Source organism: Pseudoxanthomonas sangjuensis (genome assembly GCF_010211755.1).
In the GTDB taxonomy this organism is placed as follows: domain Bacteria; phylum Pseudomonadota; class Gammaproteobacteria; order Xanthomonadales; family Xanthomonadaceae; genus Pseudoxanthomonas_A; species Pseudoxanthomonas_A sangjuensis.
Window position 1 is genome coordinate 54,037 of record NZ_PDWR01000013.1, and the last position, 21,158, is coordinate 75,194.

The 21,158-nt window shown below is 69.4% G+C and carries 20 protein-coding genes; 7 read left to right on the top strand and 13 right to left on the bottom strand.

All coding sequences use genetic code 11. The features are described 5' to 3' along the window. Positions 1–29: 29 nt before the first annotated feature. The 3 genes from CSC71_RS08605 to CSC71_RS08615 all read right to left on the bottom strand — a co-directional run bounded on the left by CSC71_RS08605 (position 30) and on the right by CSC71_RS08615 (position 6,893). Positions 30–1,136: a DNA glycosylase AlkZ-like family protein gene (locus CSC71_RS08605; protein WP_162373950.1), complete on the bottom strand. Its 1,107-nt coding sequence runs from the start codon at positions 1,134–1,136 to the stop codon at positions 30–32. A 49-nt stretch (positions 1,137–1,185) separates the two neighbouring features. Beyond that, entirely contained in the window at positions 1,186–4,524 is a 3,339-nt protein-coding gene (locus CSC71_RS08610; protein WP_162373951.1) for a hybrid sensor histidine kinase/response regulator, read from the bottom strand. 119 nt (positions 4,525–4,643) lie between these two features. Next, on the bottom strand, positions 4,644–6,893 hold the full coding sequence (locus CSC71_RS08615; protein ID WP_162373952.1) for a TonB-dependent receptor: 2,250 nt from the start codon (positions 6,891–6,893) through the stop codon (positions 4,644–4,646). 188 nt (positions 6,894–7,081) lie between these two features. Between CSC71_RS08615 and CSC71_RS08620 the strand changes: the two genes are divergently transcribed. Further along, positions 7,082–8,485 (top strand): GntP family permease, encoded by a 1,404-nt coding sequence (locus CSC71_RS08620; protein ID WP_162373953.1) that lies wholly within the window; start codon positions 7,082–7,084, stop codon positions 8,483–8,485. Between the two features lie 63 nt (positions 8,486–8,548). Here CSC71_RS08620 and CSC71_RS08625 read toward each other — a convergent pair whose 3' ends face one another. The 10 genes from CSC71_RS08625 to CSC71_RS08665 form a co-directional block, all read right to left on the bottom strand. Beyond that, positions 8,549–10,183 (bottom strand): acyl-CoA dehydrogenase family protein, encoded by a 1,635-nt coding sequence (locus tag CSC71_RS08625; RefSeq protein WP_162373954.1) that lies wholly within the window; start codon positions 10,181–10,183, stop codon positions 8,549–8,551. Positions 10,184–10,315: 132 nt separating this feature from the next. Further along, positions 10,316–10,522, bottom strand: coding sequence for a cold-shock protein (locus CSC71_RS08630; protein ID WP_162373955.1), 207 nt, complete (start codon positions 10,520–10,522; stop codon positions 10,316–10,318). An 89-nt stretch (positions 10,523–10,611) separates the two neighbouring features. Further along, a complete protein-coding gene (locus CSC71_RS08635; protein WP_162373956.1) occupies positions 10,612–11,361 on the bottom strand; it encodes an S-methyl-5'-thioinosine phosphorylase in 750 nt (249 codons plus the stop codon). Positions 11,362–11,363: 2 nt separating this feature from the next. Further along, entirely contained in the window at positions 11,364–11,921 is a 558-nt protein-coding gene (locus CSC71_RS08640; RefSeq protein ID WP_162373957.1) for a hypoxanthine-guanine phosphoribosyltransferase, read from the bottom strand. Further along, positions 11,921–12,943 (bottom strand): beta-N-acetylhexosaminidase, encoded by a 1,023-nt coding sequence (gene nagZ, locus CSC71_RS08645; RefSeq protein ID WP_162373958.1) that lies wholly within the window; start codon positions 12,941–12,943, stop codon positions 11,921–11,923. The genes CSC71_RS08640 and nagZ overlap by 1 nt, the downstream gene beginning before the upstream one ends. A gap of 10 nt (positions 12,944–12,953) precedes the next feature. Continuing rightward, entirely contained in the window at positions 12,954–13,472 is a 519-nt protein-coding gene (locus CSC71_RS08650; RefSeq protein ID WP_162373959.1) for a CYTH domain-containing protein, read from the bottom strand. A 3-nt stretch (positions 13,473–13,475) separates the two neighbouring features. Further along, the gene (gene rlmD, locus CSC71_RS08655) at positions 13,476–14,828 is read right to left on the bottom strand and encodes a 23S rRNA (uracil(1939)-C(5))-methyltransferase RlmD (protein ID WP_162373960.1); all 1,353 of its coding nucleotides are present in this window, start codon (positions 14,826–14,828) and stop codon (positions 13,476–13,478) included. Positions 14,829–14,997: 169 nt separating this feature from the next. Then, complete coding sequence (locus CSC71_RS15405; RefSeq protein WP_170295393.1) at positions 14,998–15,171, bottom strand: hypothetical protein; 174 nt, start codon at positions 15,169–15,171, stop codon at positions 14,998–15,000. A 188-nt stretch (positions 15,172–15,359) separates the two neighbouring features. Continuing rightward, on the bottom strand, positions 15,360–15,845 hold the full coding sequence (locus CSC71_RS08660) for a hypothetical protein (protein WP_162373961.1): 486 nt from the start codon (positions 15,843–15,845) through the stop codon (positions 15,360–15,362). 12 nt (positions 15,846–15,857) lie between these two features. After that, a complete protein-coding gene (locus CSC71_RS08665; protein WP_162373962.1) occupies positions 15,858–16,196 on the bottom strand; it encodes a HesB/IscA family protein in 339 nt (112 codons plus the stop codon). A gap of 110 nt (positions 16,197–16,306) precedes the next feature. Between CSC71_RS08665 and asnS the strand changes: the two genes are divergently transcribed. The 6 genes from asnS to kynU all read left to right on the top strand — a co-directional run bounded on the left by asnS (position 16,307) and on the right by kynU (position 21,156). Further along, positions 16,307–17,707 carry an asparagine--tRNA ligase gene (asnS, locus tag CSC71_RS08670; protein WP_162373963.1) on the top strand — a complete coding sequence of 467 codons (1,401 nt, stop codon included), beginning with the start codon at positions 16,307–16,309 and terminating at the stop codon, positions 17,705–17,707. Positions 17,708–17,796: 89 nt separating this feature from the next. Then, positions 17,797–18,096 carry a hypothetical protein gene (locus tag CSC71_RS08675; RefSeq protein ID WP_162373964.1) on the top strand — a complete coding sequence of 100 codons (300 nt, stop codon included), beginning with the start codon at positions 17,797–17,799 and terminating at the stop codon, positions 18,094–18,096. 97 nt (positions 18,097–18,193) lie between these two features. Next, positions 18,194–18,511: a hypothetical protein gene (locus CSC71_RS08680; RefSeq protein ID WP_162373965.1), complete on the top strand. Its 318-nt coding sequence runs from the start codon at positions 18,194–18,196 to the stop codon at positions 18,509–18,511. A gap of 63 nt (positions 18,512–18,574) precedes the next feature. Continuing rightward, complete coding sequence (gene can, locus CSC71_RS08685; protein WP_162373966.1) at positions 18,575–19,237, top strand: carbonate dehydratase; 663 nt, start codon at positions 18,575–18,577, stop codon at positions 19,235–19,237. Positions 19,238–19,253: 16 nt separating this feature from the next. Beyond that, complete coding sequence (locus tag CSC71_RS08690; RefSeq protein ID WP_162373967.1) at positions 19,254–19,784, top strand: 3-hydroxyanthranilate 3,4-dioxygenase; 531 nt, start codon at positions 19,254–19,256, stop codon at positions 19,782–19,784. Between the two features lie 97 nt (positions 19,785–19,881). Continuing rightward, positions 19,882–21,156, top strand: a complete 1,275-nt coding sequence (gene kynU / locus CSC71_RS08695) for a kynureninase (protein WP_162373968.1) — start codon at positions 19,882–19,884, stop codon at positions 21,154–21,156. Positions 21,157–21,158: the final 2 nt, after the last annotated feature.

Sequence of the window (21,158 nt, forward strand, 5' to 3'; positions counted from 1 at the left end):
GGGGAGGTCGATCGTGGCGATGGGCGATTCTAACCTTCGGCCAGGCCGAGGAAGCCGCGCATCCGCTGCAGCTCGTCCTCCAGCGCGGCCTTGAACGCACTGCCGCGCGGCGCCGGCCCGGCGAAGCCGAGTGCGTGCTTCAGGCGGCCGTTCTCGACGCGCAGGTTGGCCCAGCCGTGCATCCGCTCGCCCCACAGCAGCGGCAGCGCGTAATGGCCCATGGTGCGTTTCGGCGCGGGCACGTAGGCCTCGAACCTGTAGGTCCAGCCCCACAGCAGCGCGAAGCGCCGCCGGTCCCAGACCACCGGGTCGAACGGCGCGAGCAGGCGCAGGGCTTCGTCGGGCGCGTGGCGCGTCGAAAGCGGATTCTCGTCGGCCGGCCAGAACCAGGTGTGGCCTTCGACCACGGCGTGGGCGTAGCGCACCTTCGCCCGCCTGCAGGCCTGTCGCGCTTCGGCGCGCAATTGCGGCGCGCCATAGCCCAGCAGCGTGGTCAGGTAGCCCAGGCTGGCCGACGGCAACGGCGCGTACAACGCGACCACCCGGTCCAGCAGCGCCTCCGCGCGCGCCTGCCGCGCGGCCGGGCCGTCGTCGACCGGCGGGTGTTCGACGGCCTCGTAGACCCGCGTGCCGCCGTCGCGCCGCTTGACCCGCAGCAGGCCGCGGTAATGCAGGCCATCCAGCAACTGGGTGCTGACGTTCAGCTCGCCGCCCCAGTAACCGGGCTGGCGACCGTGGTGGCTGAAGGCTTCGAGCACGTCGCGCGGATGGGTCGGGCCATGCCGGCGGACGAATTCGAGCAGTTCGGCCGCGTGCCCGCGCGTCTTCGCGTCCCACTCGCGCCGGGCCTTGCGCGGGTGCAGCAGCGGTAGGGTTTCGCGTGGCAGGAAGCCGTAGTTGACGAAGCAGTCTTCCTCGATGGCCAGCCGCGCATAGCGGCGTTCCAGTTCGCCCGCGCGGTAATCGAGGACGCGGTGGCGCAGGATCAGGTCCTGCGCCCGCGCCGGCGCGCGCATCGGGTCGGCCTGGACGAAACCCAGCCGTTTGATCGCGGCGCCGAGGCTGGTCGGCTTGAACAGGCTGCGCGCGATGGCATAGCGCCGCAACTGGCCGAGGTCGGGGGTTTTCTTGCTCAAGACGAAGGAAGGGAGCGGATCGAAGGCGGATCTTATTGCAGCGGCGGCGCTACGCGACGGCCACGCGCGCCGACAGCAGGCGGTCCAGCACCGACTTCAGCGCCAGCGGCCGCAGCGGCTTGGCCAGCGGCGGCAGGTCGGCCTCGCGCACCGCGGCGCGCACCGCCTCGCCCCGGTCGGCGCTGAGGATCAGGCAAGGTTTCGCGTCGAAGCATTCCGAAAGCCATCGCCACAAATCCACGCCGGTAGCGTCGTCGTCGAGGTGGTAGTCGAACAGCCAGACGTCGGCCTCCGCCTCGGCGATCGCGCCCGCGGCGGCGGCCGCATCGGCCGCGACGGAAACCCGGCAGCCCCAGCCTTCGAGCAGTTGTCGCAAGGCGTCGAGCGCAAGCGGGTCGTTGTCCACCGCCAGCACATGGCGACCCGCGAGGCCCGGGCGCGCCGCGCCGGAAGCGGCCTTGGCCAGCGGCACCGCGACCAGCGGCAGTTCGACCGCGAACACCGAGCCGCGGCCGACCCGGCTGTTCACCGACAGCGGCGCATGCAGCAACCGGGCGATGCGGTCGGCGATCGACAGGCCGAGCCCGAGCCCCTGCCCGCTCGCGCCTTCGCCGCGGCGGAATTCCTCGAAGATCGCGTGCTGCTCGCCCGCGCCGATGCCCGGGCCGGTGTCGTGCACTTCGACGCGCAGTTTCCCGTTCGCGCGGCGCACGCCGAACACGATGCCGCCGCGCTGCGTGTAGCGCACCGCGTTGGCGAGGAAGTTCTGCAGGATCCGCCGCAGCAGCTGCGGGTCGCTGCGCGTCCACGCGCGCGTCGGCACGTGGGCGAAGCACAGGCCGCGCTCGCCGGCCAGCGCACGGAATTCCGACGCCAGCGGCTCCAGCACTTCGGCCAGCGGGAAATCGCGCGGCTCGGGCACCAGCCCGCCGGCCTCCAGCCGCGACATGTCGAGCAGGCCGTTGAGCAGGTCGGTGGTGGAACCGAGCGCGCCGCGCAGTTGCTCTACCGTTTCCCGCCGCTCCGGCAGCTGCTGCGCCAGCGAGTCGGTGAACAGGTGCGCGGCGTGCAGCGGCTGCAGCAGGTCGTGGCCGATCGCGGTCAGGAAGCGGCTCTTCGCGTCGTTGGCGTGCTCGGCCTCGCGCTTGGCGCTTTCCAGCAGCGCGGTGCGCTCGGCCACGCGCTGCTCCAGCGTCTCGTTGGCCCGCTTGAGCTCGCGCTCGGCCTGGCGCGATGCGGTGACGTCGGTGTAGGTGGCGACGAAACCGCCGCCGGGCATCGGGTTGCCGCGGATCTCGACGATGCTGCCGTCGGGGAACACGCGTTCGGTCAGGTGCGCGGTGCCGGCGCGCATGTACGCCAGCCGGCGCTGCAACGCATCCTCGCCGGAACCGCGGTGCGGCATGCGCTGCAGCGCCCAGCGGGTCAGGTCCTCGATCGGCCGGCCGACCTGCAGCAGCTCCGGCGGGAAGCCGAACATCTCCGCGTAGCGCGGGTTCCACGCGACCAGCCGCAGCTCGCGGTCGACCACGCTGAAGCCCTGGCTCATGTTGTTCAACGCCGCTTCCAGCACCTGCTGGTTGAAGCGCAGGTCCTGCGAAGCCTCGCCGACGATCGCGGCGACCGTGTCGAGTTCACGGGTCTCGTTGCGCGCGGCGTTGAGCAGCAGGCGCGCCGAGGCCGAACCGAGCACCGCCGACAGTTCGCGCTCCAGCCGCGCCTCGATCGGCGCCGGCACCGGCCCTTCCGCCGGCGCGCCGTCGAGCAACTGTTCGACGCGCTCGCGCGGCAGGAAACGCAAACCCGCGTCGCGCAGCGCGGAACGGTCGAGGCGGCGGCCGGAAAAGCGCGGCGTGTCGCGCCGCCAGATCGCCGCGAGCAGCGTGGCCAGCAGGCCGACGAACAGGCTGGCACCGACCGCACGGCCCAGCGGGCTCCAGCCGGTCAGCCCGAACAACCCCTGCGGCGACAGCCACGACAGTCCGAGCGGCCCCTCGCCCAGCCATGCCGGCGCGCGCCCGGATGCCGCGGCCAGCATCGGCGCCAGCATCACCCAGGCCCACACCGCGAAACCGGCGACGACGCCGGCGATCGCCGCGCGCGGCGGCGTCTGCGGCCGCCACACCGCGAACCCCAGCGCCGGCGCCAGCGTCGCCAGCGCCGAGAAGCTCACCGCGCCGACGTCGGCCAGCGCGTCGCTGCCGGCGATCAGGCGGCTGTACGCCCAGGCCAGCAGCATGATCGCGAGGATGCCGGTGCGGCGCAGCAGCAACAGGCCGCCGCGATGGTCGCCGGCCGAGGTGCCCGACCACGCGCCGCGCAGCAGGCCCGGCGCGAACCAGTGGTTGCCGATCATCAGGCTCAGGGTCAGCGTGCTGACCACGACCATGCCGGTCGCCGCGCTCAAGCCGCCGAGGAAGGCGAACAGCGCCACGCCTTCGTGCCCCTGCGAACCATTCCCGGCATACAGCGGCAGCGCCAGCGCGTACATGTCCGACGGCACCCGCGAACCGAGCAGCGCCAGTCCGGCGCGCGCCAGCGGCAGCGTCGGCAATGCGATCAGCACCAGGTACAGCGGGAACAGCCAGCGCGCCGAACGCACATCGCGCTCGTCGCGGCATTCGACCACGCCGACGTGGAACTGGTGCGGCAGGATGAACATCGCCAGCGCACCGAGCAGCACCAGCGGCGCGAAGCCGCCGGCGACCTGCGGTGGCGGCGCCGCCGGCGCCGGCAAATCCTTCAGCCCGAACCAGACGAAGGCGCCCAATGCCAGCATCGCCATCAGCTTGAACAGCGATTCGAAGGCCATCGCCAGCACCAGGCCGCGGTTGTGCTCTGCGGCGCTGGCGCGGCGGGTGCCGAACAGCATCGCGAACGCGGCCATCGCCAGCGCCACGTACAGCGCACTGTCGCGCCACGCCGGCCCCACGCCGCCGGCGGCGGAATCGGCGGTGAGCGTGGCGAAGCTCATCGCCACCGCCTTCAGCTGCAGCGCGATGTACGGGATCAGGCCAAGCGCGGCGACCGCGGTCACCGTGGCCGCCAGCCATGCGTCCTTGCCCAGGCGGGTGGCGATCAGGTCGGCCAGCGAGGTCGCGTTGGTTTCGCGCGCCAGGCGCACCAGCCGGACCATGAAGGCCACCGCCAGCGCGTAGAACAGGATCGCGCCGAGGAAGGTCGGCGGCAGCGGCCAGCCGTAGCGCGCGGCCTGGGTGACCGTGCCGTAGAAGGTCCACGAGGTGCAGTGCACCGCCAGCGACAGCGCATAGACGTGGCGCCAGCGCCGCGCCAGCACCGCCGGGTGGCGCTCGGCGTACAGCGCGGTGCCGAACATCAGCGCCAGCCACGCCAGCGCGGCCGCGGCCACGAGCCAAAGGCTCAGCATCGCCCCCTCCCCGCCGATTCAACGCTCATTGCGCAACCGCCCTTCCCATGCCGCCGAGCATAACGAAACGGCGGCGGACTTTCGCCCGCCGCCGCTTGCGCCGTCTCCGGACCGCCGACTCAGAAGTCGTAGCGCGCGGTCAGGCTGAACTGGCGCGGCGGGCCGTAGAAGCCGGTCAGGATGCCCAGCGACGCGATGTTGTAGCCGGTGGTGCGGTATTCCTCGTCGGTCAGGTTGGTGCCCTGCAGCGAGAACGACCAGGCTTCGTTCGCGCGCCAGATCACGCCGGCGTTGAGCAGGCCGTAGCCGTCCTGCTTGATGTCCTCGGACAGGTCGGTGGTCGGGTAGACCTCGCTCTGGTAGGCGTAGCCGAGGCGTGCCGACAGGTTGCCGCCGTTGGCCAGGTCGGTGCGCCATTCCACGTTCAGCGCACCGGAGAACTCGGGCGCGTTGGTGAACTTCTGGCTGTCGGCGATGTTGACGCCGCCGGTCATGAACTCGTCGTACTTGGCGTCCAGCCAGGCCAGGTTGCCGCTGATCAGCCAGTGCTCGCTGGGCAGCCACTGGTACTCGACTTCCGCGCCGTTGACCGTACCCTTGCCGGCGTTGGTGAAGTCGCCGAAGAACGCGTCGTCGACGCCGTCGCCGTCGCTGTCGTAGTTGCTGAACACCGACAGCTGGATGTCCTCGTACTTGTTGTGGAAGGCGGACAGGTTCAGGAACAGCCGCTGGTCGAGCAGGCTCATCTTGCTGCCGACCTCGAAGCTGTCGACCTTTTCGTCCTGGAACGGTTCGGCGGAAAGCGGGAACTGGACCTGCTGGGCGCGGATGTTGTAGCCGCCCGACTTGAAGCCGCGCGAGGCCAGGCCGTAGACCATGATGTCCGGCGTGATCTGGTAGTCCAGCGAAACCTTCGGCGACAGGTTGCTGAAGCTGGTGCTCTTGTCGAAGTCGGCCGCGATCGGGGTCGGGTTGGTCGCCGTGCACGCCGCCGCCAGCTGGGTGAAGGTGGCGTCGGTGTAGCAGCGGTTGAGCACGCGCGCGTGCTTGTCCTCGTCGGTCCAGCGCGCGCCGACGTCGAGCTTCAGCACGTCGGTCAGGTCGAAGGTCCAGTCGGTGTAGACGGCGATGCTCTTGGTGTTGACCACGCCCTGGGTGTCGCCGAACGACAGGTTGATGAAGTTGTTCAGCACCTGGCCGCCGGCGTCGCCGTCGAACTGGTACAGGCCCATCACGCCGCGTGCGCGGCCGCCGCCGTCGTAATTGACCTGCAGTTCGTTGCTGACCTGCTCGTCGCTGTAGAAGGCGTGCACGTCGACGATGCGGTTGGGCAGCATGTCGAAGTCGATGTAGGTATCGGTGTCGGATTCGCGCTTGGCGAGCACGTACTTGGCCGCCCAGTCGTCGTTGATGCGCCAGTTGGCCGTGGCCGAGGCGCCCTTCATCGTGGTGTCGTTGATGTTCTTCATGCCGCTGCGGATGTCGTAGCGGTCGTCCAGCGGCTGCTGGCCGAAGCCCAGGCCCGGGTCGACGACGTAGTCCAGCGGATTCGCCGCCAGCATCTTGCCGCCGCGCACGCCGGACTGGTCGTCCATCCAGTCGAAGGCGAACTGCACGTCGAAATTGTCGCTGACGTAGGCGCCCAACTGCGCGCGCGCCGCCAGGATCTCCTTGTCGCTGACTTCCTGCCCGGTGTACAGGTTCTCGCCGAAGCCGTCGCGGTTCATGCTGGCCACCGCGATGCGGCCGCGCAGCGCCTCGCTGCCGCCGATCGAGCCGCCGATCGCGGCCTTCGCGTCCAGCTGGTTGTAGTTGCCGACGGTGACCGAGGCGAAGCCGTCGGTTTCCTTGGGCAGGCCGCGCGAGATGTACTTGATCGCGCCGCCGATGGTGTTCTTGCCGTACAGCGTGCCCTGCGGCCCGCGCAGCACCTCGATGCGCTCGACGTCGAACACGTCGAGCAGTGCGCCCTGCGGGCGGGCGATGTAGACGTCGTCCAGGTAGATGCCCACGCCCGGGTCCACGCCCCACAGCGGGTCGGCCTGGCCGATGCCGCGGATGTACGCGGTGACGGTGCTGGTGGAGCCGCGCGCGGCGTAAATGGTCAGGTTGGGCACCTGCGCATCGAGATCTCCGATGTCGCGCACGTTCAGCTTCTCCAGCGTCTCCGGCGTGAACGCGGTGACCGCCACCGGCACTTCCTGCAGCGTCTCCTCGCGCTTGCGCGCGGTGACCGTGATGCTGTCCAGGGTCTTGGCCTCCTGCGTCGCCGGCGCGGTTTCCGCGCCCGCGCCGGATTCCTGCGCCCATGCGGCCGCCGGTGCGATCAACAAGCCGGCGATGGCCAGGCTCAAGTGGTTGCGCTTCATCTCCCCTCCTCCAAGGTGCGACAAGGCGGCGACGCTCGCCGCCAACCGACGGCAAGACTAGGCAGCGGCCGGCCCCGCAACACTTGTACCTTCGTACAGGGGACGCCCCCGCATGCGCCGCGGATACTCCGCAACCGCATCGAGCCGGGCGCGGCGATCGCCGCGCGCCGCATGGAGGGGAAGAAGGAATGTCGATCCTGATCGTACTGGCCGCGCTGTGTTTCCTGATGTTCGTGGCCTACCGCGGCTACAGCGTGATCCTGTTCGCGCCGGTCGCGGCGCTGGGCGCGGTGCTGCTGACCGACCCGTCGCTGGTCGCACCGATGTTCACCGGCCTGTTCATGGACAAGCTGGTCGGCTTCCTGAAGCTGAATTTCCCGGTGTTCCTGCTCGGCGCGATCTTCGGCAAGGTGATCGAGCTGTCGGGCTTCTCGAAATCCATCGTGGCCGCGACGATCAAGGCGGTCGGCGCCAGGCGCGCGATCCTGTCGATCGTGCTGGTCTGCGCGCTGCTGACCTACGGCGGCGTGTCGCTGTTCGTGGTGGTGTTCGCGGTGTACCCGTTCGCCGCCGAGCTGTTCCGGCAGAGCGACATCCCGAAGCGGCTGATCCCGGGTACGATCGCCCTCGGCGCGTTCACCTTCACCATGGACGCGCTGCCGGGCACGCCGCAGATCCAGAACATCATCCCGACCACCTTCTTCGGCACCGACACCTGGGCCGCGCCGCTGCTGGGCACGCTGGGCGGCGCGTTCGTACTGGCGGTGGGCCTGCTCTACCTGGAATGGCGCCGGCGCAGCGCGGCGAAGGCCGGCGAAGGCTATGGCGACCCGGCGACGCTGCTCAACGAACCGGCGCCGTTCGCCGGCGGCAAGCTGGCCAATCCGCTGGTCGCTATCCTGCCGCTGCTGCTGGTCGGGGTCAGCAACAAGCTGTTCACGCTGTGGATCCCGGCGTTCTACGGCGGCAGCCACAGCTTCGTGCCCGCGGTGATCGGCAAGGCCGCGCCGGTGGTGCAGGAGACGTCGAAGATCGCCGCGATCTGGGCGGTCGAGGGCGCGCTGCTGGTCGGCATCCTGTGCGTGCTGGCGTTCGCGTGGAAGCCAGTGGTGTCCAGCTTCGCCGAAGGCAGCAAGTCGGCGGTCGGCGGCGCGCTGCTGGCCGGCATGAACACCGCCTCCGAATACGGCTTCGGCGCGGTCATCGCCGCCCTGCCCGGCTTCCTGGTCGTGGCCAACGCGCTTTCCGCGATCCCCAATCCGCTGGTGAACGAAGCGATCACGGTGACCGCCCTGGCCGGCATCACCGGCTCGGCATCGGGCGGCATGAGCATCGCGCTGGCGGCGATGGCCGAAACCTTCATCGCCAACGCCAACGCCGCCGGCATCCCGATGGAAGTGCTGCACCGGGTCGCGGCGATGGCTTCCGGCGGCATGGACACCCTGCCGCACAACGGCGCGGTGATCACCCTGCTCGCGGTGACCGGCCTGAGCCACCGGCAGAGCTACAAGGACATCTTCGCGGTGACCGCGATCAAGACCCTGGCGGTGTTCGCGGTGATCGCCGCGTACTACCTGACCGGCTGGGTGTAAGGAGCGGCCGGGTCGCGGCGATCTTCGCGGAAAGCGTCCCGCGACCTGCGCCGCCCCAAGCCCCTACGAGGGCAAGGCGCGCACCAGCAGGGGTTCGCCATCGACGTCGCCCGGCAGCGTGCCGAACGCCAGCCCGTGGCCGCCGCCCAGGCGGCTGCGCACGAAGGCTTCGGCGAGCGGGCTGTCCGCGCCGAGCAGCACCGATGCCTGCAGCGCCAGGGCCAGCCGCTCCACCAGCAGGCGCGCGCCGGCTTCGGTTGCGTCGCCGGACGCCAATTGCCGCTTCAGCGCGGCGACCGCCGCGGCGTAGACGGCGTCGCCACGCACCGAATCGAGCTGCGCCAGCAGCGCCGCGCCGGTCTCCGGCTCGCGCGACAGCGCGCGCAGCACGTCGAGGCACTGGATGTTGCCGCTGCCTTCCCAGATCGAATTCAGCGGCGCCTGCCGGTACAGCCGCGGCAGCATCGATTCCTCGACGTAACCGGCGCCGCCCAGGCACTCCTGCGCTTCGTTGACGAAGGCGGGCGTGCGCTTGCAGATCCAGTACTTGCCGATCGCGGTGGCGATGCGGGCGAAGGCGGCCGCGCCCGCGTCGCCGGGCGCGACATCGACCGCGCGGGCGACGCGCATCGACAGCGCCAGCGCGGCTTCGGACTCGATGGCCAGGTCGGCCAGCACGTTGCGCATCAGCGCGTGGTCGGCAAGCTTCCTGCCGAACGCGGAACGGTGCCGCGCATGGTGGACCGCCTGCGCCAGCGCCATGCGCATTTCCGCGGCCGAGCCGAGCATGCAATCGAGCCGGGTCAGCATCACCATCCCGATGATCGTGGCCACGCCGCGGCCCTCGTCGCCGATGCGCCGCGCCCATGCGCCGGTGAATTCGACTTCGCTGGACGCATTCGACCAGTCGCCCAGCTTGTCCTTCAGCCGCATGATCCGGAACGCGTTCCTGGCCCCGTCCGGCAACCGCCGCGGCAGCAGGAAGCAGGACAGCCCGCCCGGCGCCTGCGCCAGCACCAGCCAGCCGTCGCTCATCGGCGCGGAGAAGAACCATTTGTGCCCGACCAGCGCGTATTCGCCGTCGGCGGCGAGCGGCGTGGCGACGGTCGCGTTGGAGCGGACGTCGGAACCGCCCTGCTTCTCGGTCATGCCCATGCCGACGGTGAGGCCGGCCTTGTCGCCGATCGCCGCGTCGCGCGGGTCGTAATGCGGCGCGGCGGCCTTGTCGGCCCATTCGCGCAGCGCCGGTTCGCGGCGCAATACCGGCACCGCGGCGTGGGTCATGGTCAGCGGACAGCTGGTGCCCGCCTCGACCTGGTGATGCAGGTAGCTGAGCGCGGCGCGGGCGACATGCGCGCCGGGTCGCGGTTCGTGCCAGGACAGGCCGGCGACGCCATGTTCCTTCGCCGCTTCCATCAGCCGGTGGTAGGCCGGGTGGAATTCGACCACGTCGATGCGGCGGCCGCAGCGGTCGTGGGTCTTCAGCCGCGGCTTGTCGCGGTTGGCGTCGAAGCCGATCCGGTACAGCTCGTCGCCAGCAAGCGCGGCGTATTGCGCCAGCCGCGGCGACCAGGCCGCCGCCCCCTCGCGTTCGACCGCCTCGCGCAGGGCGGCATCGTCGGCCCACAGGTCGCGCGGCTCGAACGGCGGCGGCTGGTTGTCGACCGCATGGGTCTCGAATGGCGGCAACGCGGACATGGCGATTCCCTCCCTGCGCCTACCTTACCCGCCATCCCATGCGGGAGCGCGCCCCGGTGGGTCCCCGCGCGGACGCCGGCCATAAAAAACCCCGCCGAAGCGGGGTTCAAGAATCCCTGTGTACGACTCGGTTCAGGCGACCGGCGTGATGTTGGACGCCTGGGCGCCCTTCGGGCCCTGCGTTACTTCATAGCTGACGCGCTGGCCTTCCTGCAGGGTGCGGAAGCCCTTGGCGTTGATTGCGGAGAAGTGCGCGAACACGTCGGCGCTGCCATCTTCCGGGGCGATGAAACCGAAGCCCTTCGCGTCGTTGAACCATTTCACGGTACCGTACGGCATAACTTTGCTGTTTCCTCAGTGGGTGGTGTTGCATGCTGCCGGCCGACAGCAGGCCAGCGGAGTATGCAAAGACTTCGTTAAGTTGACAATCACCCCCGCGCCAGTTCGCCGACCAGTCCCGGCAATCCGGCCGACGCCGCGGCGACGTTGGCCAGCACCTCGTCCAGGGTGATCTCCGCGGCGTCGCCGCAGCCGGCCGCCCAGTTGGCGACGATGGCCAGGCAGGCGTATTCGAGGCCGAATTCGCGCGCCAGCGCCGCCTCGGGCATGCCGGTCATGCCGACCAGGTCGCAGCCATCGCGGCGCATGCGCGCGATTTCCGCCTTCGTCTCCAGGCGCGGCCCCTGCGTCGCGCCGTAGCATCCGCCGTCGACAACTGCGACGCCGGTCACACGCGCGGCGTCGAGGATCCTGCGCCGCAGCAACGGCGTGTACGGATCGCCGAAATCGACGTGCAGCGCTTCGCCGCCGCCCTCGCCGTCCCAGATCGTCGATTCGCGGCCCCAGGTGTAGTCGATGACCTGGTCCGGGCAGGCCAGCACGCGCGGGCCGAAACCGTCGGTAATGCCGCCGACCGTGTTGAGCGCCAGTATCCGGGTGGCGCCGGCCTGTTGCAGCGCGGCCAGGTTGGCGCGGTAGTTGACCTTGTGCGGCGGCAGCGAATGCCCTTCGCCGTGGCGCGCGAGGAAGGCGATGCGCCTGCCGTGCAGGCGGCCGACGCGGATCGGTCCCGACGGCGCGCCGAAACGGGTTTCGACCTGCAGGCTTTCGACGTCGTCGAGCTGCGCCAGCTTGTAGATGCCGGTGCCGCCGATGACGGCAAGCGCGATGTCCGCCATCGTCAGTCCTTCAGCGCGTAGATGCCCGGCAGGTTGCGGCCCTGCTCGTGATAGTCCATGCCGTAGCCGAACACGTAGCGATCCGGCACTTCCAGGCCGACGTAGTCGGCGGCGAGACCGTCGACCACGCGACCGTGGTTCTTCACCGCCAGCACTGCGATGCGCACGTCGGTCGCGCCCTGTTCGATGCACCACCGCTTGACCTCGGCCAGGGTATAGCCCTCGTCGAGGATATCGTCCGCGAGCAGCACGCGGCGGCCGTACAGCGCGGTCGCCGGGCGGTGCTTCCACACCAGCTCGCCGCCGCTGGTTCCGCCGCGATAGCGCGTGGCGTGCAGGTAGTCGAAGCTGAGATCGAGGCCGAGCGCGCCGAGCTCCAGCGCCAGCTGCCCGGCGAACAGCAGGCCGCCGTGCATGATGGTCAGGTACACCGGCGGCGCGCCGATGGCGTAGTCGCGGGCGATCGGCCCGGCCATCCGGCGGATGGCGGCGTCGATGGTCATGCGGTCGATGACCAGGTCCGAGTGCTGCAGCGCTGTGGCCAGCGGATGTTCGTTCATCAGGCGGTTCCTTGCGTGTTTCCGGTCATGCGTACCCCGGCCAGGCGCGACTGCGCGCCACTGTATTTTTCGTCGGCCAGCAAGCCGCCCCAGCCCAGCGCGCCGCGGCCGATCAGGCCGACCAGCGCGGCGGTGTTGGGCTTGCGGCCCTCGGCGGCGCGCAGCGCTTCCCCGGCGATTTCCGGCTTGCAGGCCAGCACCACGTCGCAGCCGGCGTCCAGGTGCGCGTCCACCCGCGCCCTGATCCCGCCCGCCGAGAACGCCGCGGCCATGCTGATGTCGTCGGAGAAGACCACGCCGCGGAAGCTCATGCCGGCGCGCAGCACCTCGTTGATCCAGTACGGCGAATAGCCGGCCGGTTCCGGCGCGACCGCGGGATACTTCACGTGCGCCATCATCACGGCGTCGGCGCCGGCGTCGATGCCGGCGGCGAACGGGACCAGGTCCTCGGCGCGCAGCGCGTCGAGCGGACGCGGGTCGACCGCGTCGTCGAAATGGGTGTCTTCCGGCACCGTGCCGTGGCCGGGGAAGTGCTTCAGCGTCGCGGCCATGCCGACGCTGTGCATGCCGCGCACGTAGGCACGGGCGAATTCGGCGACCACCTGCGGGTCGGCGGCGAAGGCGCGGTCGCCGATGGCGCGGTTGCCGCGGCCCAGATCCACCACCGGGGCGAAGCTGAGGTCGATGCCGCTGGCGCGGATCTCGCTGGCCATCAGCCAGGCGTGTTCCTCGGCCAGCGCCAGCGCGCCCCGCGGATCCTTCGCGTACATCGCCTCGAACACCTGCAGCGACGGCAGCGCGCTGTAGCCTTCGCGGAAGCGCTGCACGCGCCCGCCTTCCTGGTCCACGCTGATCAGCACCGGGCGCGGCGCGGCTTCGCGGATCGCCGCCGACAGCTCGGCGACCTGCTCGCGCGAGGCGAAGTTGCGGGTGAACAGGATCACGCCGGCGCAGGCATCGTGCCGCAGCCAGGCGCGTTCCTGGTCGGTGAGTTCGGTACCGGCGAGGCCGATGAGGATCATTTACCGTCCTTCAGGGGATGTCCGTGGCGCTGCGCTCGTCGTCGCTCCATTGCGAGTACGGGCGCGAAGCCAGGGCCAGATTGTAATAGCGCAGGCTGTCGGTCACCTGCCGGCCAACCCACGCCGGCCTGTCGAGCGCCTGGTCGGCCGATTCCAGCTCGACCTCGGCGACGACCAGCCCGGCGTTGTCGCCGAGGAACTCGTCGACTTCCCACAGGCGCCCGGCGTATTCGACGTAATGCCGGCGCTTGTCGACCAGCCCGCCGACGCACAGCGCGAGCAGCGCGCGGGCGTCGGCGACCGGGATTTCGTAGTCGAATTCCTGCCGGGTCGTGCCCGGCTCGCGCGACTTGATGTTGAGGAAGGCCTGGTCGCCCTCGATGCGCACCCGCACCGAGGCCTTCTGCCGCCCGCCCTCGACCATCGCCAGGTCGTTGAGGTAGCCCTGCGCCATCGGCACGACCTTGTGCGCGGCTTCGCGCCAGCCGTCGCCGGCGACGAGGAACTTGCGTTCGATTTCGGTGCCCATGCGCTATTTCGCCTCGAACACCGCGATCGACTCCACGTGCGCCGTGTGCGGGAACATGTCCATCACGCCCGCCGCCTTCAGTCTCCAGCCGCACTCGTTGACCAGGTAACCGGCGTCGCGCGCCAGCGAACCAGGATGGCAACTGACGTAGACGATGCGTCCGAACTGTTTCAGCGGCAGTTGCTTCAGCACCTCGATCGCGCCCGAACGCGGCGGATCGAGCAGCAGCTTGTCGAAACCCTGCCGCATCCACGGCGTGCCGCGCTGGTCCTGGGTCAGGTCGGCGGCGAAGAACCGCGCATTGGCCAGGCCGTTGCGCTCCGCGTTTTCCCTGGCGCGGGCGACGAGGCCGGCTTCGCCCTCGACGCCGACGACTTCGCCGACCCGCCTCGCCAGCGGCAGGGTGAAATTGCCGAGGCCGCAGAACAGGTCGAGCCCGCGGTCGGTCGGCTGCGGATCGAGCAGGCCCAGGGCATGCGCGATCATCTTTTCGTTCAACTTCGCGTTGACCTGGATGAAATCGAGCGGACGGAACGCCAGTTCGACGTCCCATGCGGGAAGCCTGAACGCGAGCGACGGCCCGCTTCCATCGGCATGAACCGGCCACAGCGGCTGCACGCTGTCGACGCCGCCGGGCTGCAGGTAGATCGCGAAGCGATGCTGCCGGCCGAACGCGACCAGCGCGCCCCTGTCGTCGTCGCCCAGCGGCTGCAGGTGGCGGAACACCAGCGCGACGCCGTCGAATTCGCCCGCGGCATCGCCGGCGATGAATTCGATCTGCGGAATGTCGGCGCGCGCCTTCAGGCCGTCGACGAGCCCGGCCAGCGCCTCGATCCTGGAGCCGATCTGCGGGATGACGGTGTGGCACGCCGACAGGTCGGCGACGAAGCGCGGATCCTGTTCGCGGAAGCCGACCAGGGTCTTGTCCTTCTTCTCGACGCGCCGCACCGAGAAGCGGCCCTTGCGGCGGTAACCCCAGCTTCCGCCGGTCAGCGGCGGCAGGACGGATTCCGGCGCGACGTGGCCGATGCGCTCGAAGTTCTCCAGCAAGGTGTGCTGCTTGACTTCGATTTGCCTGTCTTCGGCGAGGTGCTGCAGCACGCAGCCGCCGCAGGTGCCGAAGTGCGGGCAGCGCGGATCGACGCGGTCGGGCGAGGCCTGCAGGACTTCGAGGGTCTTCGCCTCGTCGAAATGGCGGCTCCTTGCGGTCTGCTCGACCACGACCCGCTCGCCGGGCAAGGCGCCGGCGACGAACACGGCCTTGCCGTCGCGGCGGGCGACGCCGCGGCCGTCATGGCTCAGGTCGAGGATTTCGGCTTCGAAGGGAGTGCGATCGATGCGGGGGGAACGGGCCACGTGGCGCAGGCTGCGTGTAATCCAGGGCCGCGTATTGTCGCAGATTCCCGCATCGCACCTGCGCGTGCGGGCCGGACCGCGGCCGCCATCTGCGGCCTTGCGCGGGGCCACCGGCTCGCGCCGGTGGTTCCGGAGGCGCGCTCAAGCGCGCTCCCGCGAAAATCCGGGGTCAGCGGATCTTCTTGAAAACCGGGGTATTTCCGAGCTTTTCGATCTTGCCGCCGGATTTCTCGAACTCGGCGATGTCGTGCTCGATGCGTTCGTGGGTGATGGTGGCGGCGGACTTGCCGGCAGGGGCGGACTTGGGAAAGGTCTTGGCGGACTTGGCTTTGGTGGCGGCCACTAGGCTTCCTTGTTGGAGTTGCTCGGACACCCTACTCCATGGGGTGTAGAAAATCGTTTTTCAAGGCAAAAACGCAGTTCGGATAAGGAATTGGCCCGCATTCGGGGCCTTTCCAACCAATTCGCGACCAATTCCGGGGTGAGGCGAAAACCGCGAGCCGCTTCGCGCGCATCGCTGTGCTGCTTGCGTCATCTGCTTGCGGGGCACTTGCCTGCGCGCACCATTTCTTCCGATGCGTCGCCGATCGGGTTCGTTTCCCACCCGGCGACCTCGACCTCGTACCCTTTTGCATCCGCGTCAGAAGCCAACAATTCGTGCGGGACTTCGAAGCGATCTTCCGAGTAACGGACGATGACGTTCACGGGCACATCGACGCCGCTTTCGTCGCCGGTCGTGCTGTCGAATATCGCGAACCTCTGCGGGGCTTTACCGGTTTCCTTCTCGAGAACCGCCGCCTGTTGCGGCGTCAGATGGAAAAGGTACGGCGTCCTGGCGTTGTCCTTGTGGCAACGATGGACGTAATCGATGAACCGCTTCTGTTCCGGCGCCAGCTCGAAGGATGTCGTCTTCCCGGGAAAACGTCCGTCCGAGAAAACCCGGCCATCTGCCGATGCGCTGCCGTACCAGGCCGCAAGGACGGCTGCGATGGCCAGCGGGAAAACCGGACGCGCCAACGGAGCCGGCCCCTACGCCGCATCCGCCCTTGTCGTGAAGCTCTCCCCGCATCCGCACTCGGCGGTCGCGTTCGGGTTCTCGAACGTGAACAGTTCCGACAGCCCCTGCCTGGTGAAATCGATGGTGGTGCCGTCGACCATCGCCAGGCTGTCGGCGTCGACGAAGATCTTCACCCCGTCCTGCTCGAATACCGTGTCGCCCTCGCGCTGTTCGGTGGCCAGGTCGGTCACGTAGCCCCAGCCCGAGCAGCCGGTGCGGGTCACCCCGAAGCGCAGGCCGAGCACGCCCGGCGTGCCGGCGACGAAGCGCTGGACGCGGGAGAAGGCGGCGGGGGTCAGGGTAATGGCCATGCGGGAACTCCTCGGATGGGCGGAATTATAGGCCCGGCGGCAGGCGGGAAAGCCGGCTCTCCGGTAAACTCCGCGTTCCATAGATCGGGTTCACGGGACGAGGATTCAAGATGACGGTGGTAAGCGTCGAGCATGCGCTGGCGGGCAAGATTCCGGCCGGCGGCGAGGTCACGGTGCGCGGCTGGGTGCGTACGCGGCGCGACTCCAAGGCCGGCCTGTCCTTCGTCAACGTCCACGACGGCTCCTGCTTCGCCCCGATCCAGGTCGTGGCCCCCGCCAGCCTGCCCAACTACGAATCCGAGGTGAAGCACCTCACCGCCGGCTGCGCGGTCGTCGCCCGCGGCCGCCTGGTCGCCTCGCAGGGCCAGGGCCAGAGCTACGAAATCCAGGCCGAGGCGATCGAGGTCGCCGGCTGGGTCGAGGATCCGGAAACCTACCCGATCCAGCCCAAGGCGCACTCGCTGGAATTCCTGCGCGAAGTCGCCCATCTGCGCCCGCGCACCAACCTGTTCGGCGCGGTCACCCGCATCCGCGACTGCCTGGCCAAGGCCGTGCATCGCTTCTTCCACGAACGCGGCTTCTACTGGATCAGCACTCCGATCATCACCACCTCCGACGCCGAGGGCGCCGGCCAGATGTTCCGCGTCTCGACGCTGGACCTGGCCAACCTGCCGCGCGACGGCAAGGGCGAAGTCGACTTCTCCCGCGACTTCTTCGGCAAGGAAACCTTCCTGACCGTGTCCGGCCAGCTCAACGTCGAGGCGTACTGCCTCAGCCTGAGCAAGGTCTACACCTTCGGCCCGACCTTCCGCGCCGAGAACAGCAACACCACGCGCCACCTGGCCGAGTTCTGGATGATCGAGCCGGAAATCGCCTTCGCCGACCTGGCGGCGGACGCCGACCTCGCCGAGGATTTCCTCAAGTACCTGTTCCGCGCGGTGCTGAACGAGCGCGGCGACGACATGGCCTTCATCGCCGAGCGCGTGCAGAAGGACGCGATCACGCGGCTGGAGGCGTTCGTCAACGCGCCGTTCGAGCGCATCGACTACACTGACGCGATCAAGCTGCTGCAGGCCTCCGGCGACAAGTTCGAATTCCCGGTCGAATGGGGCCTGGACCTGCAGACCGAGCACGAGCGCTGGCTGACCGAGCAGCACGTCGGCCGCCCGGTGGTGGTGATGAACTACCCCGAGCACATCAAGGCCTTCTACATGCGCCTGAACGACGACGGCAAGACCGTCGCGGCGATGGACGTGCTGGCGCCCGGCATCGGCGAGATCATCGGCGGCAGCCAGCGCGAGGAGCGCCTCGACGTGCTCGACGCGCGCATGGCGCAGTTCGGCCTGGACCCGGCGCACTACGGCTGGTACCGCGACTTCCGCCGCTACGGCACCGTGCCGCACGCCGGCTTCGGCCTCGGCTTCGAGCGGCTGGTGGTGTACGTGTGCGGCTTGTCGAACATCCGCGACGCGATCCCGTACCCGCGCGCGCCGGGGAACGCCGAGTTCTGAGAACGAGGAACGCGCGGAGAGGAGTGGGAAGTGAGTAAAAGCACCCTCCAACCGCCCGCCCCTCACTCCTCTTCACTCACGCCTGCCCCATGATCCTCTTCCTCGCCCTCTGCTTCGTCGCCACCGCCATCGCCGGCTTCTGCGCCTTCGTGATCTTCTGGCCGCTGACCCTGGTGCACGTGCGCGACCGCCATTCCGACCTGCGCGCCGAATTCGGCGACGGCGCCTTCCTCAAGCCCGATGCGTTGCGCTGGCTGCTCAGCGGCCGCTACCGCGAAACCCGCGACCCGTCGTTGACCGGGCTGGCCACGCCGGCGCGGCTGTCGCTGCTGACCATCTTCTTCGGCCTCGTGATGGCCGCCCTGCTCTGGCTGTGGTCCTTGATCTAGGAGTGAGCGAAGGGGAGCGAGAAGCGAAGGGGAAACCCCTGCCCTTCCGCTCGCTGCCCACGCCTCTCCGCTCACCTCTTTCGCCCGGAAGCCCCCCATGACCGACCCGCACGACATCGCCCACGACGAATGGTGGCTGGCCACGCTCGGCCGCACCCTGGTCTGGGCGCGGCTGCGCGTGCTGGAAGCCGGCACCGCCGAGGTCTTCGACAGCGACGGCCGCACCCAGCCCTTCGAAAGCGAGGACAGCGCCCGCGCGGCGCTGCTCGACGCCGAATTCGTCGCCTTCGACGGCCTCGACGAGGAGGACGCGCTGGAACGCGGCTTCTCGCTGTCCGAAATCGTGCCGCCGCCTGCCGGCGACGACGCCGAACTGCGCGGGCTGATGGTGCAATCGCTCGGCCGCGACGCCTGACCCGTTCTCCCCCGCAGCCCGGCGGGAAGCGGCCTTCACCCCGAAGTCTGGAATAATGCGCGCATGACCGATCTCGACCAGTTGCTGCGCAACAACCGCGAATGGGCCGACCGGGTCGAACGCGAGGACCCCGGTTTCTTCCAGCGCCTGTCGCGGCAGCAATCGCCGAAATACCTGTGGATCGGCTGCTCCGACTCGCGCGTGCCGGCTAACCAGATCCTCGGCCTCGACCCCGGCGAGGTCTTCGTCCACCGCAACGTCGCCAACCTCGTGGTCCACACCGACCTGAACGCGCTGAGCGCGATCCAGTTCGCCGTGGACCTGTTGCAGGTCGAGCACATCCTGATCGTCGGCCACTACGGCTGCAGCGGCGTGCACGCCAGCCTGACCCGCCGCCGCATCGGCCTGGCCGACAACTGGCTGCGCCACGTCGGCGACGTGGCGCTGAAGCACGCCGCGCTGCTCGATGCCATCGCCGACGCCCCCCTGCGCCACGCGCGGCTGTGCGAACTCAACGTGATCGAACAGGTGGTCAACCTGTGCCAGACCACGGTGGTCGAGGACGCCTGGGCGCGCGGGCAGAAACTGGCCGTGCACGGCTGGGTCTACAGCCTGGCCGACGGGCGCGTGCGCCAGATGGGCATCGACGTGTCCGCGCCGGAGCAGCTCGCCGGCAGATACCAGGACGCGCTGGCGCAGATCCCGCGCAGCGGCAAGCGCGACTGAACGACGAGGAAAAACCATGCTTCCCCCACCGATCAACTTCCAGGCCTGGATCGACGAGCATCGCCACCTGCTGAAGCCACCGGTCGGCAACAAGTGCATCTACGCCGGCGACTTCATCGTGATGGTCGTCGGCGGGCCGAACGCGCGCACCGACTACCACTGGGACGAAGGCCCGGAATGGTTCTACCAGCTCGAGGGCGAGATGGTGCTGCGCATCCAGGAAGACGGCCAGCCAAGGGATATCCCGATCCGGGCCGGCGAGATCTTCCTGCTGCCGCCGCGCGTGCCGCATTCGCCGCAACGCATGCCGGACTCGGTCGGCCTGGTGATCGAGCGCAAGCGCCTGCCGCACGAGAACGACGGCCTGATCTGGTACTGCGAACGGTGCAACCACAAGCTGTACGAGGAATATTTCCCGCTGAAGAACATCGAGACCGACTTCCCGCCGGTGTTCGACCGCTTCTACGCCTCGCGCGAGCACCGTACCTGCGCCGACTGCGGGCACCTGAACCCGGCGCCATCGCGCTACGAGTTCCCCGACACCTGAGCGGAAACGCCAACCCCGTCGCGATTGCGCAAGCCGGTCCCCTTTCTCGCCGGGGAGGAATCGGGAACAATCGCCCATCCCCGAACGCAATTCCCCGATGACCGACCCGCTTTCCCGCACCCACGCCATCGCCCTCGATGCCGCCGACCCGTTGCGCGCGCTGCGCAACGAATTCCTGCTGCCGAAGCACGGCGCCGGCGAGCAGCTGTACTTCTGCGGCAATTCGCTGGGCCTGCAGCCGCGCGGCGCGCGCGCGCGCATCCAGGAAACGCTGGACAAATGGGCCAGCGACGCGGTCGAGGGCCATTTCCGCGAACCGTCGCCGTGGCTGACCTACCACGAGCAGGTGCGCGAACCGCTGGCGCGGATCGTCGGCGCGCTGCCGCACGAAGTGGTGGCGATGAACACGCTGACCGTCAACCTGCACCTGATGATGGTCAGCTTCTACCGGCCCACGCGCGAGCGCCCGGCGATCCTGATCGAGGCCGGCGCCTTCCCCACCGACCGCTACGCGGTGGAATCGCAGATCCGCTTCCACGGCTTCGACCCGGCCACCGACCTGATCGAAGTGCAGCCGGACGGCGCCGACGGCCTGGTTTCGATGCAGGCGATCGAACGCGCGATCCTCGAGCACGGCCCGCGCCTGGCGCTGGTGCTGTGGCCCGGCATCCAGTACCGCACCGGCCAGGTCTTCGACCTGCCCAGGATCGTGCGCATGGGCCAGTCGCAAGGCGCGATGGTCGGCTTCGACCTGGCGCATTCGGTCGGCAACGTGCCGCTGCGCCTGCACGACAGCAGCGCCGACTTCGCGGTGTGGTGCCACTACAAGTACCTCAACGCCGGCCCCGGCGCGGTCGCCGGCGCCTTCGTCCACGAGCGCCACGCGCGCACCGGGCGGCCGCGCTTCGCCGGCTGGTGGGGCAACCAGCGCGAAACCCGCTTCCTGATGGGTCCGCAGTTCGCGCCGACGCCCGGCGCCGACGGCTGGCAGCTGAGCAATCCGCCGATCCTCGCCCTCGCCCCGCTGCTGGCCTCGCTGGAGGTGTTCGAGAAGGCCGGCGGCATGGCCGCGTTGCGCGCCAAGTCGGAAAAGCTGACCGGCTTCCTCGAGGCGCTGATCCGTGCGCGCATCGGCGACACCCTGCAGATCGTCACCCCGGCCGACCCGGCGCAGCGCGGCTGCCAGCTGTCGTTGCGCGTGGCCGGCGGACGCGAGCGTGGGCGCGAACTGTTCGACTACCTGATGTCGATCGGCATCGTCGGCGACTGGCGCGAGCCCGACGTGATCCGCATTTCGCCGGCGCCGCTGTACAACCGCTTCATGGACGTCTACCGCTTCGTCGAGGAAGTGGAAACCTGGCAGGGCGTGTGACG

What these genes read in the sequence shown, in the direction of transcription:
- CSC71_RS08625 (WP_162373954.1), bottom strand. Translation starts at nt 10,183, where the DNA reads ATGTCCGCGTTGCCGCCATTCGAGACCCATGCGGTCGACAACCAGCCG.
- can (WP_162373966.1), top strand. Translation starts at nt 18,575, where the DNA reads ATGACCGATCTCGACCAGTTGCTGCGCAACAACCGCGAATGGGCCGAC.
- CSC71_RS08665 (WP_162373962.1), bottom strand. Translation starts at nt 16,196, where the DNA reads ATGGCCATTACCCTGACCCCCGCCGCCTTCTCCCGCGTCCAGCGCTTC.
- nagZ (WP_162373958.1), bottom strand. Translation starts at nt 12,943, where the DNA reads ATGATCCTCATCGGCCTCGCCGGTACCGAACTCACCGACCAGGAACGC.
- CSC71_RS08650 (WP_162373959.1), bottom strand. Translation starts at nt 13,472, where the DNA reads ATGGGCACCGAAATCGAACGCAAGTTCCTCGTCGCCGGCGACGGCTGG.
- CSC71_RS08680 (WP_162373965.1), top strand. Translation starts at nt 18,194, where the DNA reads ATGACCGACCCGCACGACATCGCCCACGACGAATGGTGGCTGGCCACG.
- CSC71_RS08690 (WP_162373967.1), top strand. Translation starts at nt 19,254, where the DNA reads ATGCTTCCCCCACCGATCAACTTCCAGGCCTGGATCGACGAGCATCGC.
- CSC71_RS08630 (WP_162373955.1), bottom strand. Translation starts at nt 10,522, where the DNA reads ATGCCGTACGGTACCGTGAAATGGTTCAACGACGCGAAGGGCTTCGGT.
- asnS (WP_162373963.1), top strand. Translation starts at nt 16,307, where the DNA reads ATGACGGTGGTAAGCGTCGAGCATGCGCTGGCGGGCAAGATTCCGGCC.
- CSC71_RS08620 (WP_162373953.1), top strand. Translation starts at nt 7,082, where the DNA reads ATGTCGATCCTGATCGTACTGGCCGCGCTGTGTTTCCTGATGTTCGTG.
- CSC71_RS08635 (WP_162373956.1), bottom strand. Translation starts at nt 11,361, where the DNA reads ATGGCGGACATCGCGCTTGCCGTCATCGGCGGCACCGGCATCTACAAG.
- CSC71_RS08640 (WP_162373957.1), bottom strand. Translation starts at nt 11,921, where the DNA reads ATGAACGAACATCCGCTGGCCACAGCGCTGCAGCACTCGGACCTGGTC.
- kynU (WP_162373968.1), top strand. Translation starts at nt 19,882, where the DNA reads ATGACCGACCCGCTTTCCCGCACCCACGCCATCGCCCTCGATGCCGCC.
- CSC71_RS08615 (WP_162373952.1), bottom strand. Translation starts at nt 6,893, where the DNA reads ATGAAGCGCAACCACTTGAGCCTGGCCATCGCCGGCTTGTTGATCGCA.
- CSC71_RS08675 (WP_162373964.1), top strand. Translation starts at nt 17,797, where the DNA reads ATGATCCTCTTCCTCGCCCTCTGCTTCGTCGCCACCGCCATCGCCGGC.
- CSC71_RS08610 (WP_162373951.1), bottom strand. Translation starts at nt 4,524, where the DNA reads ATGCTGAGCCTTTGGCTCGTGGCCGCGGCCGCGCTGGCGTGGCTGGCG.